Here is a 15449-nt window from a genome sequence, read left to right as displayed (position 1 = left end):
CGTCAGAGCTCGTAGACGGCGCCGGCCCGGGCGATCTCGACCGGCCCGGCGTAGGCGGCGGCCGCGTCCCGCCGGTTCAGTTCGGCGTCCGTCCACGGGGGGATGTGGGTGAGGACGAGCCGGCGGGCGCCGGCCGCGGTGGCGTGCTCGCCGGCCTCGCGGCCGTTGAGGTGGACGGCCCGGTAGGTGTCGCGGCCGTCGAGGTAGGCGGCCTCGCAGAGGAAGAGGTCGGTGTCCCGGGCGAGTTCGACGAGTTCGGCGCTCTCGCCGGTGTCGCCGGAGTAGACGAGGCTGCGGCCGCCGTGTTCGAGCCGGAAGGCGAAGGCGTCGACGGGGTGGTTGACCTGGGCGACGTCGATCCGGAACGGGCCGAGGTCGAAGCGGCCGGGGGTGAGGGTGCGGAAGTCGAAGACCTCCTTCATCCCCGGGTTCTCCGGCATGTCGTAGGCGCGGGCCATCCGGGCGGCGGTGCCGGCCGGGCCGTAGACGGGCATCGGGTCGGGGCAGCCCTCGGCCCGGTAGTTGCGGGCGACCCAGTAGGCGCAGAGGTCGACGCAGTGGTCGGCGTGCAGGTGGCTGAGCAGGACGGCGTCGACGTCGTAGATCGAGACGTACTTCTGCAGGGCGCCGAGCGCGCCGTTGCCGAGGTCGAGCACGACGCGGTAGCCGTCGGCCTCCACCAGGTAGCTGGAGCACGGCGAGTCGGCCGACGGGAAGCTCCCCGAGCACCCCACCACGGTCAGTTTCATCCGAGCCCCTCCGCCCCGACACATCCCTGGCTGCCGCTGGTCATGACAGCGGGCCGGGGATACCGGCCGGAGGCGCTGCCCTGCGCGTGTTGTCGAGGGTAAGGGCGGACCGGCGCTTTGCCCCCGTCTCCGTGCCGTGCTGTGGCTGGAATCACCAGAACGCCCGGGGGGACGGGGGGGCGGCGCGCGCCGGGGTGGCGGTCAGCGGTGGCCGGGGCGCCGGCGGGCCCAGGCGCGGATGGTGGCGGGGTACCAGCGGGGGCGGCCGCCGGCGTCGACCAGGTCCGGGTCGGGCAGCAGGCCGTGCCGCCGGTAGGTGCGCACGGTCTCGGGCCGGACGTTGATGTGGCGGGCGATGTCGGTGTACGACCACAGGTCGGTGCTGCGGCTCACGGGTCACCTCCGCTGGTGCGTGGGGGACGTTCGTGAGCAGCCTTTCCGGGCGGGCCGGGAATCCCCGCCCCGGACCGGACTCCGTGGTCGTTCCGTGACGAACCGGGAGCACGGTCCGGACAATCCCTGGCGTTTCAGGCCCAGAGCTGGCCCTGCAGCGCCTCGACGGCGGCCTCGGTGGACTCGGCGGTGTAGATGCCGGTGGAGAGGTACTTCCAGCCGCCGTCGGCGACCACGAAGACGATGTCGGCGCGCTCGCCGGCCTGGGCGGCCTTGCGGCCCACGCCGATCGCCGCGTGCAGGATCGCGCCGGTGGAGACGCCGGCGAAGATGCCCTCCTCCTGGAGGAGTTCGCGGGTGCGCCGGACGGCGTCGGCGGAGCCGACCGAGAAGCGGGTGGTGAGCACCTCGGCGTCGTACAGCTCGGGGACGAAGCCCTCGTCGAGGTTGCGCAGGCCGTAGACGAGGTCGTCGTAGCGCGGCTCGGCGGCGACGATCCGCACGCCGGGGACCTTCTCGCGCAGGAAGCGGCCGACGCCCATCAGGGTGCCGGTGGTGCCGAGGCCGGCCACGAAGTGGGTGACGGTGGGCAGGTCGGCGAGGATCTCGGGGCCGGTGCCGGCGTAGTGGGCGCCGGCGTTGTCGGGGTTGCCGTACTGGTAGAGCATGACCCAGTCGGGGTGCTCGGCGGCGATCTCCTTGGCGATCCGCACGGCGGTGTTGGAGCCGCCGGCGGCGGGCGAGGCGATGATCTCGGCGCCCCACATGCGGAGCAGTTCGCGCCGCTCCTCGCTGGTGTTCTCGGGCATCACGCAGACCATCCGGTAGCCCTTGAGCTTGGCCGCCATGGCCAGCGAGATGCCGGTGTTGCCGCTGGTGGGTTCGAGGATCGTGCAGCCGGGGGTGAGCCGGCCGTCGGCCTCGGCGCGCTCGATCATGTGCAGCGCCGGGCGGTCCTTGATGGAGCCGGTGGGGTTGCGGTCCTCCAGCTTGGCCCAGAGGGTGACCAGGCCCTCGGTGTTGCCGGGCACCGCGGCGGACAGCCGGGGCAGGCGGACCAGCGGGGTGTTGCCGACGGCTTCGAGCGGGCTGTCGTAGCGCAAGGGGTCCTCCGGCGGGCGGCGGTGGGGTTCGGTACGGGCGGGCCCGTACCGCCCCGGACGGTGCGCGGGGCGGTACGGGCGGGTGGTCAGCGGGCGCCGCCGGCCACGGCGGGCAGGATGGTGACGCTGTCGCCGTCGGCGAGCGCGGTGGAGATGCCCTCCAGGAAGCGGACGTCCTCGTCGTTCAGGTAGACGTTGACGAAGCGGCGCAGCTCGCCGCCGTCCAGCAGACGGGCGGCGATGCCCGGGTGGCGGGCGTCGAGGTCGTGGAAGAGTTCCCCGAGGTTGCTGCCGGTGCCCTCGACGGCCTTGGCGCCGTCGGTGTAGGTGCGGAGGATGGTCGGGATACGGACCTCGATGGCCATGGGTGCGCTCCTGTGCGAGTCGTGAGGTGGGTGGGCCGCAGCGGACGCGGCAGGGTGGTGCGGCCCGGGGCGGTGGTGTCCGCGGGCGGGCCGGGGAGGGCGGGCGGCTCAGCGCGAGTGCGCGGGCGTGCCGGGACAGATCGCGCTGGCGAGCCGGCACAGGTCGATGTGCAGGCGCGCCACGAGGCGGGTGCCCGGGGCCTGGGTGCTCACATCGACGGAACGCATGGGCTCATCGTATAGATTCCCGGCCCCGCTCCTCCATGCCCGTCTCGGGATACGGATGGGTTCGTCCCCCATGCCGAGACGGCCCGGAAACGGCAACGGCCCGCCGACCGCTCGCGGGTGGTCGGCGGGCCTCGCCCAGGTGGGTGCGGGTCAGGCCTGGTAGGCCTCGACGACCTGGACGTCTTCCTCCGTGATCACGCCGTCCACGATGCGGAACGAGCGGAACTGGTACGCGTCGTCGGGGCCGTTGCCCTCGGCGGTCGAGACCAGGACGTAGTGGGCGTTCGGCTCGGAGGCGTAGCTCACGTCGGTGCGCGAGGGGTAGGCCTCGGTGGCGGTGTGCGAGTGGTAGACGATCACCGGCTCCTCGTCCCGGTCGTCCATCTCGCGGTAGAGCTTGAGCAGGTCGCCCGAGTCGAACTCGTAGAAGGTGGGCGAGCGGGCGGCGTTGAGCATCGGGATGAACCGCTCGGGGCGGCCGCTGCCCTCCGGCCCGGCGACCACGCCACAGGCCTCGTCCGGGTGGTCGGCGCGGGCGTGGGCGACGATCGCGTCGCGCAGTTCTCGGGTGATGGTCAGCATGGCGCCAGGATAGCCACGCCCCGGCGGTGGCCCGCCGGGGCGTCCGAGGCGCGGTCAGCGGGGGTCGGGACCGGCGTCCGGGACGTGCAGGTGGTCGTGGGCGACCGCGTGCACCGCCCCGGGGTCGCGCCGTCCGAGGCCCCGGTAGCCGACGACCAGCAGCACGGCCCAGATCGGGAAGACGTACAGCGAGATCCGGTTGTCCGGGTCCAGGCCGATCAGCACGACGACCACGGCGAGGAAGGCGAGCGCGGCCCAGCTGCTCCAGACACCGCCGGGGGCCTTGAAGGTGGGCGGCGGCAGGTGGCCGCCCTTCCAGGCCCGGCGGTAGCGGATCTGGCAGATCAGGATCATCGCCCAGGTCCACAGGCCGCAGACGGTGGCGACCGAGGTGATGTACTCGAACGCCTTGGCGGGGACGAGGTAGTTGAGCACCACGCCGACGCCCATCAGCAGCGAGGAGACGGTGATCGCGGCGGCCGGGGTGCGGTGGGCGTTGAGCCTGGTGAGCCGTCCGGGGGCCTGGCCGCGCAGGGCGAGGTCGCGCAGCATCCGGCCGGTGGAGTACATCCCGGAATTGCAGGAGGAGAGCGCGGCGGTGAGCACCACGAAGTTGATGATGCCGGCTGCGGCGGGGATGCCGATCTTGCCGAAGGTGGCGACGAACGGGCTGACGCCCGGCTGGAACTCGGTCCACGGCACGAGCGAGAGGATGACGACCAGGGAGCCGATGTAGAACAGCGCGATCCGCCACGGCAGGGTGTTGATGGCGCGCGGGAGGGTCTTCTTCGGGTTCTCGCTCTCGCCCGCGGTGACACCGACGAGTTCGACGCCCAGGTAGGCGAACATGACGATCTGCAGGGTCATCACGGTGGCGCCGATGCCCTTGGGGAAGAAGCCGCCGTCCTGCCAGAGGTGGGTGATCGACGCGGTGTCGCCGGCGTCGCTGAAGCCGAGGGTGAGCACCCCGATGCCGATCAGGATCATGCCGATGATCGCGGTGACCTTGACCATGGAGAACCAGAACTCGATCTCGCCGAAGATCTTCACCGAGATCAGGTTGGCCCCGTAGAGCAGCACCAGGAAGCAGAGCGCGCAGAGCCACTGCGGGATCTCGGGCGCCCAGAACTTCACGTACACGGCCGCGGCGGTGGTTTCCGCCATGCCCGTGACAACCCAGAAGAGCCAGTACGTCCAGCCGGTCACATAGCCCGCGAAGGGGCCGAGGAACTCCCGCGCGTACTCGGCGAAGCTGCCGGCCACCGGGCGGTAGGTGAGCAGTTCGCCGAGCGCCCGCATGATCGCGAAGATCACCACGCCGGCGACCGCGTAGGACAGGATCAGGCTGGGGCCGGACTTCGAGATGGCGGTGCCCGCGCCGAGGAAGAGGCCGGTGCCGATGGCCCCGCCGATCGCGATCATCTGGATCTGGCGGCTGCCCAGACCCCGGTGGTAACCCTCTTCGTCCGGTCTGGCGTCGACGACCTCGTCGTAGAGCTGTTCGGCCATGCTGCACCGTCCTGGATGGGATGTCGCGGGTGGGACTCATGGGGGTGGGGGAGCAGCAGTCGTACCACGCACGGTCCGGATAGCGGTGTCCATCTGAGCGATATTTGAGCATGCCTCGATAGGGTTTCGCCCGTTTTGACCGGAAAAGCCCCGGCCACTCGTCCACCATGCGGACGAGTGGCCGGGGCCTGCCCCGAACGGGGGACCCGGTCCGGGGGCGCCCCGGAACCTCGGCCGGGGGGCGTCAGTCGGCGATCGCCTCCAACAGCGACTCCTGCAGCGCGCCGAGCCACAGGTAGGCCATCACCAGCGGCTTGCGGTCGTCGGCGTCCGGCAGCCCGTACAGGCCCTGCTCGTCGTCCTCGGTGACCTCCAGCCGCACGCCGAGGGTCAGCCGCAGGTCGTTGAGCGCGCCCAGCCAGCGCAGGCACGCGGCGGCGTCGAGGTCGACCTGACCGCCCTCGCCGCCCAGTCCGTCCAGCGCCCGTACGACGTGCAGCGCGTCCTCGCGCTTGCGGGCCCGCAGGTCCAGCTCGGTGTAGCGGCGGAACTCCCCGGCGGCCTCCCGGGACTCCGCGTCGCCCGGACCGTCCGGGTCCCCGTAGGCGTCCGGGAAGAGCCGCGCCAGCGCCGGATCGTCCGGCGCCTTGCTCGGCCCCTCGGCGAACAGCGCCGCCAGCGGGTCGCCGGACCCCTCCCCGTCGCCCGGGCCGGGGCCGATCAGCTCCAGCATCTGCACTTCCAGCGAGCGCAGGATGGAGGCCTCCAGCTCGTCCAGCGCGAGCACCGCGCCCCCGCCGCCGGCACTCTCGAACAACCCAGCCATCGGTATCGGTCAGCCCGTCCTCGTCGGTTCCAGTGGTCCGCGGCCGCGCGGCCGCCCGTGTGCGGGCGCGCGCCGCCGGTCGTGCGGTCAGTCGTGCTGCAGGGTCGCCCAGAGGCCGTAGCCGTGCATCGCCTGGACGTCGCGCTCCATCTCCTCGCGCGAGCCGCTGGAGACCACCGCCCGGCCCTTGGTGTGCACCTCCATCATCAGCTTCCTGGCCTTCTCCTTCGGGTAGCCGAAGTAGGCCTGGAAGACGTACTGGACGTAGCTCATCAGATTGACCGGATCGTTGTGGACGATGGTGACCCACGGGGTGTCCGGCTCCGTCACCGGTACGCCCTCGACCTCCGGGCGCTCGATCTCCACGGGCGCGACACTCACCGCCGGATCCCTCCTGCCGCTCAGTTCGGTTCCCGGGTGGCTCCCACCCGGCCGTTCACGTGGCTTCCACGTGCCCCTCCAGCCCCATGCTGCCATCCGGGGGACCTGCGGGCGATTCCGCCCCCGCGACGACGACGCGCTGGACGGATCCCCGCGCCGAGAAATCGTCACATTGACGCTAAGGGGTAGTAGCATCATCCGCATGGACGCCACTTCCGTGCCCGCGGCCGGCTCGACCGCGCTGCTCACCGACCGCTACGAGCTCACCATGCTGCAGGCCGCCCTGCGCAGCGGGGCGGCGCACCGCCGCTCCGTCTTCGAGGTGTTCACCCGTCGGCTGCCCGCCGGGCGGCGCTACGGCGTGCTGGCCGGCACCGGCCGGGTCCTGGACGCGGTGGAGAACTTCCGCTTCACCTCCGCCCAGCTCGACTGGCTCTCCGACGAGCGCGTGGTCGACGAGGACACCCTGCGCTTCCTCGCCGACTACCGGTTCACCGGTGACATCCACGGCTACCCCGAGGGCGAGGTCTACTTCCCCGGCTCGCCGCTGCTCACCGTGGAGGGCAGCTTCGCCGAGGCGGTGATCCTGGAGACGGTGATCCTCTCGATCCTCAACTACGACTCGGCGATCGCCGCCGCCGCCTCCCGGATGACCTCCGCGGCCGGCGGCCGCCCGGTGATCGAGATGGGCGCCCGGCGCGCGCACGAGCGGGCCGCCGTCGCCGCCGCCCGCGCCGCGTTCGTGGCCGGCTTCGCCGCCACCTCCGACCTGGAGGCCGGCTTCACCTACGGCATCCCGACCACCGGGACCGCCGCGCACGCCTTCACCCTCGTCCACGACAGCGAGCGGGACGCCTTCCGGGCGCAGATCGACTCGATGGGCCGGGGCACCACCCTGCTGGTCGACACCTTCGACCTGCGCGAGGCCGTGCGCACCGCCGTCGAGGTGGCCGGCCCCGAGCTGGGCGCCGTCCGGATCGACTCCGGCGACCTCACCCTGCTCGCCCACCGGGTCCGCCGCCAGCTCGACGAGCTCGGCGCCGCCGGGACCCGGATCATCGTCACCTCCGACCTCGACGAGTACGCGATCGCCGCGCTCGCCGCCGCCCCGGTGGACGGCTACGGCGTCGGCACCAGCCTGGTCACCGGCAGCGGGGAGCCGACCTGCGCGATGGTCTACAAGCTGGTCGCCCGCGCCGCCGGACCCGACGGCCCGCTGGTCCCGGTCGCCAAGCGCGCGGCCGGCGGCAAGACGAGCATCGGCGGGCGCAAGTGGGCGGCCCGGCGACCGGACGCGGACGGTGTCGCCGAGGCCGAGGTCGTCGGCACCGGGCCCGTCCCGGACGCCCTGGCGCCGCACCTGGTGCAGGTGCCGCTGGTCAAGGCCGGCGAGGTGGTCGGCCGGGAGCCGCTGGAGGCCGCGCGCGAGCGGCACACCCGGGCCCGGGCGGCGCTGCCGCTGTCGGCCACCCAGCTGTCCAAGGGCGACCCGGTGCTGGCGACCGAACTGCACGTGTGACGCCGGGCGCGCCGCGGGCGGCGACCGTTCTCGGACGGCCCGCGGATGCCTCACGGACGGTTCGTGGACGGCTCACGGACGGTCCGCGGAGCGGCGGAGGGTCCGGGCGCGCCCCGGGCCTTCCGCCCCCGGATGCCACTGCCTACAGTCGACCGTAGAGTTCCCCCGTACGGCCGTGAGTCCCCCTCACGCCCCTCCCCCGTCCTCCGCAGGACCCCACCAGACCGAGGAATGCCAGCCATGCACCGGGCACTGATCGTCGTCGACGTGCAGAACGACTTCTGCGAGGGCGGCAGCCTGGCCGTCGCGGGCGGGGCCGAGGTGGCCGCCGCGATCACCGACCTCATCGCCGAGTCCGCGCCCGGCTACCGGCACATCCTGGCCACCCGCGACAACCACATCGACCCGGGCGACCACTTCTCCGACGACCCCGACTACGTGCACAGCTGGCCGGTGCACTGCGTCGCGGGCACCGAGGGGGTCGGCTTCCACCCCAACTTCGCCCCGTCCGTCACCTCCGGCGCGATCGAGGCGGTCTTCGACAAGGGCGCCTACGCGGCGGCGTACAGCGGCTTCGAGGGCGTGGACGAGAACAGCCGCGGACCGGCCGAGTGGCTGCGCGAGCGGCAGGTCACCGAGGTGGACGTGGTCGGCATCGCCACCGACCACTGCGTCAAGGCCACCGCGCTGGACGCGGTGCGGGCCGGGTTCACCACCCGGGTGCTGCTCGACCTGACCGCCGGGGTGGCCGCGCCGACCACCGCCGCCGCGCTGGACGAGCTGCGGGCGGCCGGGGTGGAACTGGTCGGCGAACCGGTCGTGGGGGGCTGAGAGGTTCCCGCCCCGGGCGCTCAGTGGGCGGTGACCATCAGCTCCACCACGTCGGTCCCGCCCCGCCGGAACGCCTCGCGCAGCTCGGCGCCGACCGCGTCCGCGTCCTCGGCCAGCCGCGCGCCGGAGACGTACACCACCCGCACCCCCAGGTACTCCATCCGGTGCTGGCCGCCGCGCACCCAGGCCGCCTCGCCCTCGCTGACGCAGCGCAGCTCCGAGTCGACCTCGACCGCGACGCCCGCCTCCGGCCAGTAGAGGTCCGGGACGGCGACGTAGGTGCCGCCGCGCATCCGCAGCTCCGGACCGGTCAGCGGGACGGGCAGCAGCCACTCGTCCACCAGCGCGCCGACCCGCTCCAGCGCCCGGTCCCGCTCGGCGGCCAGCAGGCCGTCCAGCACGGCCCGCACCCGGGGGTCGGCGGTCAGCCCGGACTCGGCCAGCTCGGCGGCAAGTTCGCGCACCGGGCAGCGCAGCTCGGGGCGGCGGACGGCCTCGCAGAGCACCTCCCGGACCGGCGCCGGCCCGCCGGCTCCCCCGCCGGCCCGGTCGCCGGCCCGGTCGCCGGACGTCCACTCGCGCAGCGCGTCGGCGACCGCGCGGGCCACCGGCGCGCAGGCCAGCCCGTGCACCGAGCGCGCCACCAACTCCCGCTCGGTGCGCCGGATCCGCACCTCGCCGGCGTCCTTCAGCCGCCGCTGGCGGGGCACCAGGACGTCCACCCCGGTGACGGCGGGCAGCCGGGGCACCGCGGCGAAGCCGTACAGCGCGAGCGCGGCCGCGCCGGTGATCACCGCCCCCGCGCGGCGGCCCTCTTCCCGGCCGTTCTGCGCCGCGTACAGCAGCGCCGCCCACATCCGCTGCTCCGGCGAGGGGTCGCCGGACTGCAGCAGGTAGACCCGGGGCAGCAGCCGCTGCCAGGGACCACCGCGGCGGCAGTGCTCGCTGATGATCCGGGCCGGCACACCCCGGGCGCGCAGCTGGCCGGCGGTGAGGACGTTCTGCTGACGGCGCGCCAGTTCCTCCAGGGACGGCGGCGGCATGGGAATCCGGTAGTTCATGCCGACACCATCCCCAACGGCCGGGGGCCGGTCGCGGCCGCCTGACGCACTGTTACCCAACCGTCGTGAAACCGGGACCAGGCCGCACTAAAGTCCTCATACCCTCACCCATTCGGAGGAATGGGTGATCAGCGGCTTGTCGTACCTGGTCATCCTCGATCAGCCACCAGGTCGTCTGACCCTGCGTGACCAAGCACATACGGCGAAGTCACCTCCGGGCGTCACTCCAGCCCGCCGGATTGCCTACCCTTAGTACATGTCACGTGACGAGACCGCCGGCCTCCGCGCGGCCCAGCTCCGCCTCGGACGCCTGCCCGGATACGTCCGCCGGCCGGATCCGGCCCGCCGCAGCGGTGCCCAGGGCCATACTTACAAGAAGGGCTGGGAGGTCCGCTTCACCGCGCGCAGCGAAGCGGAGATAGCGGAGATCCGCGACCTCGTGGTCGCCGCCGGATTCGCCCCCGCCCGCCCCTTCTTCAAGGGCCACCAGCTGATCCAGCCCGTCTACGGGATGGCCGCCGTCCAGGCCTACCTGGCGGCTAGACAGGCGGCCGAGGAGCACGCGGCGCGCACCGCCCACGGCCGGGCCCGACGGGGGTCCGAGGCGGCCCGGAGCCGGGCCGCCACCAAGGCCGCGCGCGACGCCGTCCACGAAGCCGCCCACGATGCCGTCCGCGACGCCGCCCCCGAGGCGGCCCACGAGACGGCCCACGAGGAACAGGAGGTCCAACGGGCCCAGCGGAACCAGGAGATCACGGAGATCGAGGAGGTCCCGGCCATCCGGCAGGACCCCGGGCACGAGGGCGTGGAGCACGCGACCGCGGAGCACGGGTCCGCCGACGCCCGGGGACGGGAGCACCAGCGGGAGCGGCTGAGCGCCGCCACGGAGGCGGCCGGGGCCGCAGGGGCCGCGGCTGCGGCGGCCGCGCGGCTCGCCCGCCGACGGGTGGTCGAGGCGTTCCCCGCCCAGCTCGCCCGGGGCACCGCGCCGGACGACCGGGTCGGCTCGACGGAAGGCCGCCGCCGCACAACCTGACGGTTCGTCAACTTTCTGCTCGTACACGGCGATCCACCGTCGAAGGGCCGGGCACGCGGGACGCGTGCGACGGGGCCGGCCCATCACCTCGCCCCTCCCGGGTGACCCCGCCGACGGGCTCGCCCAGGGCATCGCCGCAGCCCGGCACGGCCCGGCGCGGCCCGGCCGACGCGTGCACGGTGGTGCGCCCGGTGGTGCGGGCGCGGCTTCGCGCCGCAGACGTGGACGAGAACCGCCGGACCGCCTACGGTGGCACATCACACCCTCTGCGGTGGCGCGCCGATGGGCCACCGTCACCGGCCGCGTCACCCCGCTGACCGGCCACAAAGCTTCGCACCCACGCCTCTGACACCACTGCGCACCACTCCCCGCCCGTCCGCCACCGCCGCACCGCCCGCCGACCCCCGTCCGGCCACCGCCGGAACCGGCCGCGCGGCGGCACCTTCCGGGCAATCCCGCCGATTGGTAACCCAGCGCACCGAGCGCCTACCGTAGAGTGAGCACAGATGATCGACCGTCAGAAGCCCATCTCACTTGCCGAGAAGCCGAGATGACCCAACGTCATGACAGCACCGCCGAGCCACCCCCGGGGTCCGGCGAACCCGCCGTACCGCTGGAGTTCGCGGCGTTCTGCGAGCTGCACCGACCGCGGTACCTCAGCTACGCCCGGGTCTGGCTGCCCGACCCGGACCGCGCGGCCGGCGCCGTCCAGCACGCCTTCGCGGAAATCGCCGTCCAGTGGCGCGAGTTACTGGGAAGCTCCAACCCCACCGCGCACGCCTGGCAGATCCTGCGCGACACCGTCGGCGACCACACCCGGCGGAGCGGCCGCCCCTCCGGCCACCCCGACCCCCAGGACCGGCCGGACCCCCAGCACCGTCCCGAGGCCCAGGACCGCCCCGGCCGGCCCGCCGACGACGACCTCGCCATCCTGCACTACGTCGTCGGCCTCGCCGCACCGGAGATCGCCGACGTCATCGGCACCGACACCGCCAGCGTGGCCGGCCGGCTCCGCCGCACCATGCTGCGCGAGGCCTCCGGCTGGTGAGCCCCGGCCCTGGACGACCGTGAGCCGGTGACACCCTCGCCGGCTCCCTCAGACCCGCTCCCCCGTGACGTCGTACAGGTGGTGGACCGGATCGTGGACCAGGTACCGCGAGAACGACTCCACCGTGAAGCGCGCCCCGTCGCTGCGGTTGCCGGTGCGCCCCCACCGCGGGCCCGACACCCCCTCGAACGCCGCCGCCAGCAGCTCCGCGGCCCCCACCAGCTCCCCCGCCACCACGGCCGGCTCCTGCTCGCCGTACCGCTCGGCGACGGCCGTCTCGTCCTGGTCCCAGTTGGCGAACAGCGGGTCGTCCTCGTCCAGCATCAGGTTCAGCCGGACCAGGAACAGCCGGAAGACGTCCCGGACGTGGCACGCGTACTCCAGGTCCGACCAGATCTCCGGACGCGGACGGCGGCGCAGCGCCTCCGGCTCCCCGGCCAGCACCCCGGCCCAGGCCGCCGCGTTGGCCCGGATCATCCCGGCCACGTCCTCCCGGCCGACCGCGCCGGCGTCCAGACCGCAGTCCGCGCACGGGCGCTCCAGCACCCACGTCCAGTCCTTGGTGTCGGGGACGATCCCGTCGTCGCCGGCCGTACCGCTGCTCTGCTCCGAAGTGCTCATGCGCCCAGGATGGCCGCGCCCTGACCGCCCCCACCAGCGGCGTCGCCGCCAGCGGTCGGCGAATTCCTGCCAGCCCCGGCGCTCCCCACGCCCTCGACGGCCTCACGGGCGGCGAGCAGCTCGGCCAGGTTGGCCCGGCTCCAGTCGCACACCGCGTCCATCGGCCCCAGCAGCGTCCGGCCGAGCGGCGTCAACGCGTACTCCACCCGCGGGGGGGGTTCTCCGCGTACTCCGTTCGGCTGACAACGCCGTCGTGCTCCATCGACCGCAGCGACTCGGCCAGCACCTTCGCCGTGATCCCCGCCAACGGCACCCGCAGCTCCGAGAACCGGCGCGGGCCGCCCTCCAGGCAGCGCACGATCTTCCACGCCCACTTCTTGCTCCCCAGCACGGGGATCCGCTGAACCGGGCAGTTCGGGTCGAAGAAGTCCGCCGGCAACGGTGCGGGCACGGTCCGAGTCATGCCCCGACGGTAACCGAACGGGTGTGCCCGCCGGTACCGTTGAAGTAACCGGCACCCCCCGTTCTACCGTCACGGCGACGGCGGGCGGCGATCAGCGCCCCCGCCCCCGCCCCGCCACCGACGAACGGACGGATTCCCCCGTGAACCCCACCACCGATGTGATCGTGTTCGGCGCCGGCGGCCAGGTCGGCCGCGCCGTGGTCGCCGAGGCCCGCCGGCGCGGACTGACCGTCACCGCCGCCGTCCGCACTCCCGAACGGCACGCCGACCTGGCCGGCCCCGGGATCGCCCTGGTCCCCTGCGACGTCACCGACCCCGCCGCCGTCGCCGGTGCCGCCCGCGGCCATGCCGCCGCCGTGAGCGCCGTCTACACCCCCGACGTCCCCTCCGGCGACTTCTACCCCGCCGCGGCCCGCGCCCTGGTCACCGGCCTCGGCGCCGCCGGCGTCCGCCGGCTCGTCCACGTCGGGGTCGCCACCACCCTGGAGACCGCGCCCGGCGTCGCCGTCCACGACGACCCCGCCTTCCCCGAGGCCTACCGCGCCTTCTCGCTCGGCCACGCCGCCGCCCTCGACCTCCTCCGGGACTCCCCCGCCGACCTCGATTGGGTCGTCGTCACCCCGCCCCTCGACCTGGACCGCGCCGCCCCCGGCACCGGCCGCTACCGGACGGGCGGCCCGCAGGTCCTCGGCGAGCGGATCGCCCAGGCCGACCTCGCCACCGCCGTCACCGACCAGCTCGCCGGCCCGGCCGCCCGCCACCGCGAGCAGATCGCCGTCGCCGAGTGACGGCCGCGGCGGGCGAAATCACTGGAAGGAGCGGAGCGTTCCGGTCCATCCTGACCACCATGCCGACTCCCGCACTCGACTCCGCCTTCGACCCCGGTGCGCTCGCCCGCAAGCCGACCCTGCCCGGCGCCACCGTCACCCTCGTCCCGCTCTCCGCCCGGCACGCCGACCCGATGTGGCGGTTCACCGACGACGAGGAGACCAACCGCCTCACCGGCACCCGCCGGACGTTCACCGAGGACGAGATCCGCGACTGGTGCACGACCCGCCCCGAGCAGCCCGACCGCCTCGACCTCGCCGTCGAGGACCGCGCCACGGGCCGCTTCCTCGGCGAACTCGCGCTCAACGACGTCGACCCCGACAGCGCCTCCGCCCACTACCGGATCGCCCTCACCCCCGGCTGCACCGGACGCGGCATCGGCACCGAGGCCACCCTGCTGCTCCTGCGGCACGCCTTCGGGACCGTCCGCCTGCACCGCGTCCAACTGGAGGTCTACGCCTACAACCCCCGCGCCGTCCGCGTCTACGAGAAGGCCGGCTTCGTCCACGAGGGCCGCGCCCGCCAGGCCCACCACTGGGGCGACGAGTACCACGACGTCCTCCGGATGGCCGCCCTGCGCCCCGAGTGGCTCGCCGCTCACCCCTGATTGGGCGGCCACTGCTGCTGCGGCGGATACCCCTGGTACGCCGCCGCAGCGGCCTCCCGCTCCCGCCGGCGCCGCCGGCGCACCACCAGCACCACCGTCACCACGACACCCAGCAACACCACTCCCGCGAGCGCCGCCGTGCCCCTCAGCACCCACTGCACGCCGCGGTTCGGCCCACTCGGCGGCGGCACCGGCACCGGCGACCCCCAGTCCTCCTCACTCGGCGTCGGCGCCGGGGTCACACCCCCCTTCGCCTCCGCCCGCCCGGCCAGCGGATTCTCCCGCGGCCCCCCGTCCACGGCGGGATTCGCCTCCAGCGCCTTCGCCGGCGACAACACCCCGTACCCGTACCGGTTGCTCGGCACCGCCGACCCGTCGGCGGGCGGCGTGGCGGTCTTGATCATCCGGTTGATGACCTGTCCGGCGGAGAGGTCCGGGTACTTCGCCCGGATCAACGCGGCGGTGGCGGAGACGTAGGCGGTGGCGTCGGAGGTGCCGTTGGCGATGCCGTACCCGTTCGAGGACTTGGCGCTCGCATGGGGAATCTCCGCACCCGGCGCCACCAGGGTGGTCTCGGGGCCGAAGCTCGACTTGTTCCAGATCAGGCCGTTCTGATCCACCGCGCCGACCGCGACGACCCCGGGAAAGGCGGCAGGATAGTCAACGGGGCTGCCCTTGTCCCCGTCATTGCCCGTACTCGCGACCAGCACCACATCCTTGTCCAGCGCATACTTGACCGCCGCTCTCTCATCGGCGTCCGCTCCGGTAGGTCCACCGATCGACATGTTGACGACCTTCGCACCGTGATCGACGGCATAGCGGATCGCCCGAGCGATTTCCGAGCGCTCCGACAGGGAGTCCTCGTCCATCGTGATCCGGATCGGAAGGATCTTGGCCTTCGGCGCCAGGCCCATGATGCCGGCCCTTGTCCCGTGACCATGACCGGCGATGAGACTGGCCATACCTGTGCCGTGGCCGTTGGTGTCCGCCGTTCCGTCAGTGCTCTGCCCGGTGTAGTCCGCCCCGGCCAGCACCTGACCCGTCAGGTCTTGGTGGTCCTTCAGAACGCCGCTGTCGATGACTGCGACCGTGACGCCTTCACCCTGGGAGACCGGCCAGATCGCGGATGCCGCCTGGTACGTCACGAGCGGCCATTGCGCATCGCGCACGTTGTCGGCGTGGGCGGGACCCGCGCCCAGGGTCGCCAGCAGTCCGCCCGCCAGCAGCACGGCCACCCCGCGACTCAGACGAAAGCTCCTCAAGTCCCGCCACTCCACTCAGCGCAGAGGCGGCCCCACA

The 15449-nt window shown here is 73.5% G+C and carries 20 protein-coding genes; 6 read left to right on the top strand and 14 right to left on the bottom strand.

Annotated elements, in window-relative coordinates:
- Positions 1-2: 2 nt before the first annotated feature.
- The 9 genes from ABTX81_RS15170 to clpS form a co-directional block, all read right to left on the bottom strand.
- Entirely contained in the window at positions 3-749 is a 747-nt protein-coding gene (locus tag ABTX81_RS15170) for an MBL fold metallo-hydrolase (protein WP_350544778.1), read from the bottom strand.
- A gap of 201 nt (positions 750-950) precedes the next feature.
- Entirely contained in the window at positions 951-1142 is a 192-nt protein-coding gene (locus tag ABTX81_RS15165; protein WP_350544775.1) for a MerR family transcriptional regulator, read from the bottom strand.
- A gap of 134 nt (positions 1143-1276) precedes the next feature.
- The gene (locus ABTX81_RS15160; protein ID WP_350544773.1) at positions 1277-2245 is read right to left on the bottom strand and encodes a PLP-dependent cysteine synthase family protein; all 969 of its coding nucleotides are present in this window, start codon (positions 2243-2245) and stop codon (positions 1277-1279) included.
- 86 nt (positions 2246-2331) lie between these two features.
- Positions 2332-2610, bottom strand: a complete 279-nt coding sequence (locus tag ABTX81_RS15155; protein WP_350544771.1) for a MoaD/ThiS family protein — start codon at positions 2608-2610, stop codon at positions 2332-2334.
- Positions 2611-2718: 108 nt separating this feature from the next.
- Complete coding sequence (locus tag ABTX81_RS15150; protein ID WP_350544769.1) at positions 2719-2838, bottom strand: putative leader peptide; 120 nt, start codon at positions 2836-2838, stop codon at positions 2719-2721.
- Positions 2839-2988: 150 nt separating this feature from the next.
- Positions 2989-3420 carry a M67 family metallopeptidase gene (locus ABTX81_RS15145; RefSeq protein ID WP_350544767.1) on the bottom strand — a complete coding sequence of 144 codons (432 nt, stop codon included), beginning with the start codon at positions 3418-3420 and terminating at the stop codon, positions 2989-2991.
- Between the two features lie 54 nt (positions 3421-3474).
- Entirely contained in the window at positions 3475-4929 is a 1455-nt protein-coding gene (locus tag ABTX81_RS15140) for an amino acid permease (RefSeq protein WP_350544765.1), read from the bottom strand.
- Positions 4930-5173: 244 nt separating this feature from the next.
- Positions 5174-5755 (bottom strand): DUF2017 domain-containing protein, encoded by a 582-nt coding sequence (locus ABTX81_RS15135; protein ID WP_350544763.1) that lies wholly within the window; start codon positions 5753-5755, stop codon positions 5174-5176.
- Between the two features lie 87 nt (positions 5756-5842).
- Positions 5843-6136: an ATP-dependent Clp protease adapter ClpS gene (gene clpS / locus ABTX81_RS15130; protein ID WP_350544761.1), complete on the bottom strand. Its 294-nt coding sequence runs from the start codon at positions 6134-6136 to the stop codon at positions 5843-5845.
- Between the two features lie 202 nt (positions 6137-6338).
- On the opposite strand from clpS, the gene ABTX81_RS15125 reads away from it, so the two are divergent.
- Together ABTX81_RS15125 and ABTX81_RS15120 are read left to right on the top strand one after the other, a co-directional pair.
- Complete coding sequence (locus tag ABTX81_RS15125) at positions 6339-7655, top strand: nicotinate phosphoribosyltransferase (protein WP_350544759.1); 1317 nt, start codon at positions 6339-6341, stop codon at positions 7653-7655.
- A 240-nt stretch (positions 7656-7895) separates the two neighbouring features.
- Complete coding sequence (locus ABTX81_RS15120; protein WP_350544757.1) at positions 7896-8486, top strand: isochorismatase family protein; 591 nt, start codon at positions 7896-7898, stop codon at positions 8484-8486.
- 20 nt (positions 8487-8506) lie between these two features.
- On the opposite strand, the gene ABTX81_RS15115 is transcribed toward ABTX81_RS15120, so the two are convergent.
- Complete coding sequence (locus ABTX81_RS15115; protein ID WP_350544755.1) at positions 8507-9547, bottom strand: hypothetical protein; 1041 nt, start codon at positions 9545-9547, stop codon at positions 8507-8509.
- 256 nt (positions 9548-9803) lie between these two features.
- Between ABTX81_RS15115 and ABTX81_RS15110 the strand changes: the two genes are divergently transcribed.
- Both ABTX81_RS15110 and ABTX81_RS15105 read left to right on the top strand, forming a co-directional pair.
- The gene (locus ABTX81_RS15110; RefSeq protein WP_350544753.1) at positions 9804-10583 is read left to right on the top strand and encodes a hypothetical protein; all 780 of its coding nucleotides are present in this window, start codon (positions 9804-9806) and stop codon (positions 10581-10583) included.
- A gap of 550 nt (positions 10584-11133) precedes the next feature.
- Positions 11134-11631 carry an RNA polymerase sigma factor gene (locus ABTX81_RS15105; protein ID WP_350544751.1) on the top strand — a complete coding sequence of 166 codons (498 nt, stop codon included), beginning with the start codon at positions 11134-11136 and terminating at the stop codon, positions 11629-11631.
- Between the two features lie 48 nt (positions 11632-11679).
- Here the strand turns inward: ABTX81_RS15105 and ABTX81_RS15100 are convergent, their stop codons facing one another.
- The 3 genes from ABTX81_RS15100 to ABTX81_RS15090 are packed head-to-tail and all read right to left on the bottom strand — an operon-like array spanning position 11680 to position 12715.
- Positions 11680-12252 (bottom strand): DinB family protein, encoded by a 573-nt coding sequence (locus tag ABTX81_RS15100; protein ID WP_350544749.1) that lies wholly within the window; start codon positions 12250-12252, stop codon positions 11680-11682.
- Positions 12249-12458: a hypothetical protein gene (locus tag ABTX81_RS15095; RefSeq protein WP_350544747.1), complete on the bottom strand. Its 210-nt coding sequence runs from the start codon at positions 12456-12458 to the stop codon at positions 12249-12251. The genes ABTX81_RS15100 and ABTX81_RS15095 overlap by 4 nt, the downstream gene beginning before the upstream one ends.
- A complete protein-coding gene (locus ABTX81_RS15090; RefSeq protein WP_350544745.1) occupies positions 12443-12715 on the bottom strand; it encodes a winged helix-turn-helix transcriptional regulator in 273 nt (90 codons plus the stop codon). Before ABTX81_RS15090 ends, ABTX81_RS15095 begins: the two co-directional genes overlap by 16 nt.
- A gap of 140 nt (positions 12716-12855) precedes the next feature.
- On the opposite strand from ABTX81_RS15090, the gene ABTX81_RS15085 reads away from it, so the two are divergent.
- Positions 12856-13503: an NAD(P)-dependent oxidoreductase gene (locus ABTX81_RS15085; RefSeq protein WP_350544743.1), complete on the top strand. Its 648-nt coding sequence runs from the start codon at positions 12856-12858 to the stop codon at positions 13501-13503.
- Positions 13504-13562: 59 nt separating this feature from the next.
- Positions 13563-14150 carry a GNAT family N-acetyltransferase gene (locus tag ABTX81_RS15080; RefSeq protein WP_350544741.1) on the top strand — a complete coding sequence of 196 codons (588 nt, stop codon included), beginning with the start codon at positions 13563-13565 and terminating at the stop codon, positions 14148-14150.
- Here ABTX81_RS15080 and mycP read toward each other — a convergent pair.
- On the bottom strand, positions 14141-15385 hold the full coding sequence (gene mycP / locus ABTX81_RS15075) for a type VII secretion-associated serine protease mycosin (protein ID WP_350544739.1): 1245 nt from the start codon (positions 15383-15385) through the stop codon (positions 14141-14143). The genes ABTX81_RS15080 and mycP overlap by 10 nt on opposite strands.
- Between the last annotated feature and the right edge of the window lie 64 nt (positions 15386-15449).

It is taken from the genome of Kitasatospora sp. NPDC097605, assembly GCF_040302725.1.
GTDB lineage: Bacteria > Actinomycetota > Actinomycetes > Streptomycetales > Streptomycetaceae > Kitasatospora.
The sequence above is the reverse complement of the archived record's forward strand: the minus strand, read 5'-3'. Positions and strand labels throughout refer to the sequence as shown.

What these genes read in the sequence shown, in the direction of transcription:
- ABTX81_RS15170 (WP_350544778.1), bottom strand. Translation starts at nt 749, where the DNA reads ATGAAACTGACCGTGGTGGGGTGCTCGGGGAGCTTCCCGTCGGCCGAC.
- ABTX81_RS15155 (WP_350544771.1), bottom strand. Translation starts at nt 2,610, where the DNA reads ATGGCCATCGAGGTCCGTATCCCGACCATCCTCCGCACCTACACCGAC.
- ABTX81_RS15150 (WP_350544769.1), bottom strand. Translation starts at nt 2,838, where the DNA reads ATGCGTTCCGTCGATGTGAGCACCCAGGCCCCGGGCACCCGCCTCGTG.
- ABTX81_RS15145 (WP_350544767.1), bottom strand. Translation starts at nt 3,420, where the DNA reads ATGCTGACCATCACCCGAGAACTGCGCGACGCGATCGTCGCCCACGCC.
- ABTX81_RS15140 (WP_350544765.1), bottom strand. Translation starts at nt 4,929, where the DNA reads ATGGCCGAACAGCTCTACGACGAGGTCGTCGACGCCAGACCGGACGAA.
- ABTX81_RS15135 (WP_350544763.1), bottom strand. Translation starts at nt 5,755, where the DNA reads ATGGCTGGGTTGTTCGAGAGTGCCGGCGGCGGGGGCGCGGTGCTCGCG.
- ABTX81_RS15125 (WP_350544759.1), top strand. Translation starts at nt 6,339, where the DNA reads ATGGACGCCACTTCCGTGCCCGCGGCCGGCTCGACCGCGCTGCTCACC.
- ABTX81_RS15120 (WP_350544757.1), top strand. Translation starts at nt 7,896, where the DNA reads ATGCACCGGGCACTGATCGTCGTCGACGTGCAGAACGACTTCTGCGAG.
- ABTX81_RS15115 (WP_350544755.1), bottom strand. Translation starts at nt 9,547, where the DNA reads ATGAACTACCGGATTCCCATGCCGCCGCCGTCCCTGGAGGAACTGGCG.
- ABTX81_RS15110 (WP_350544753.1), top strand. Translation starts at nt 9,804, where the DNA reads ATGTCACGTGACGAGACCGCCGGCCTCCGCGCGGCCCAGCTCCGCCTC.
- ABTX81_RS15105 (WP_350544751.1), top strand. Translation starts at nt 11,134, where the DNA reads ATGACCCAACGTCATGACAGCACCGCCGAGCCACCCCCGGGGTCCGGC.
- ABTX81_RS15100 (WP_350544749.1), bottom strand. Translation starts at nt 12,252, where the DNA reads ATGAGCACTTCGGAGCAGAGCAGCGGTACGGCCGGCGACGACGGGATC.
- ABTX81_RS15090 (WP_350544745.1), bottom strand. Translation starts at nt 12,715, where the DNA reads ATGACTCGGACCGTGCCCGCACCGTTGCCGGCGGACTTCTTCGACCCG.
- ABTX81_RS15080 (WP_350544741.1), top strand. Translation starts at nt 13,563, where the DNA reads ATGCCGACTCCCGCACTCGACTCCGCCTTCGACCCCGGTGCGCTCGCC.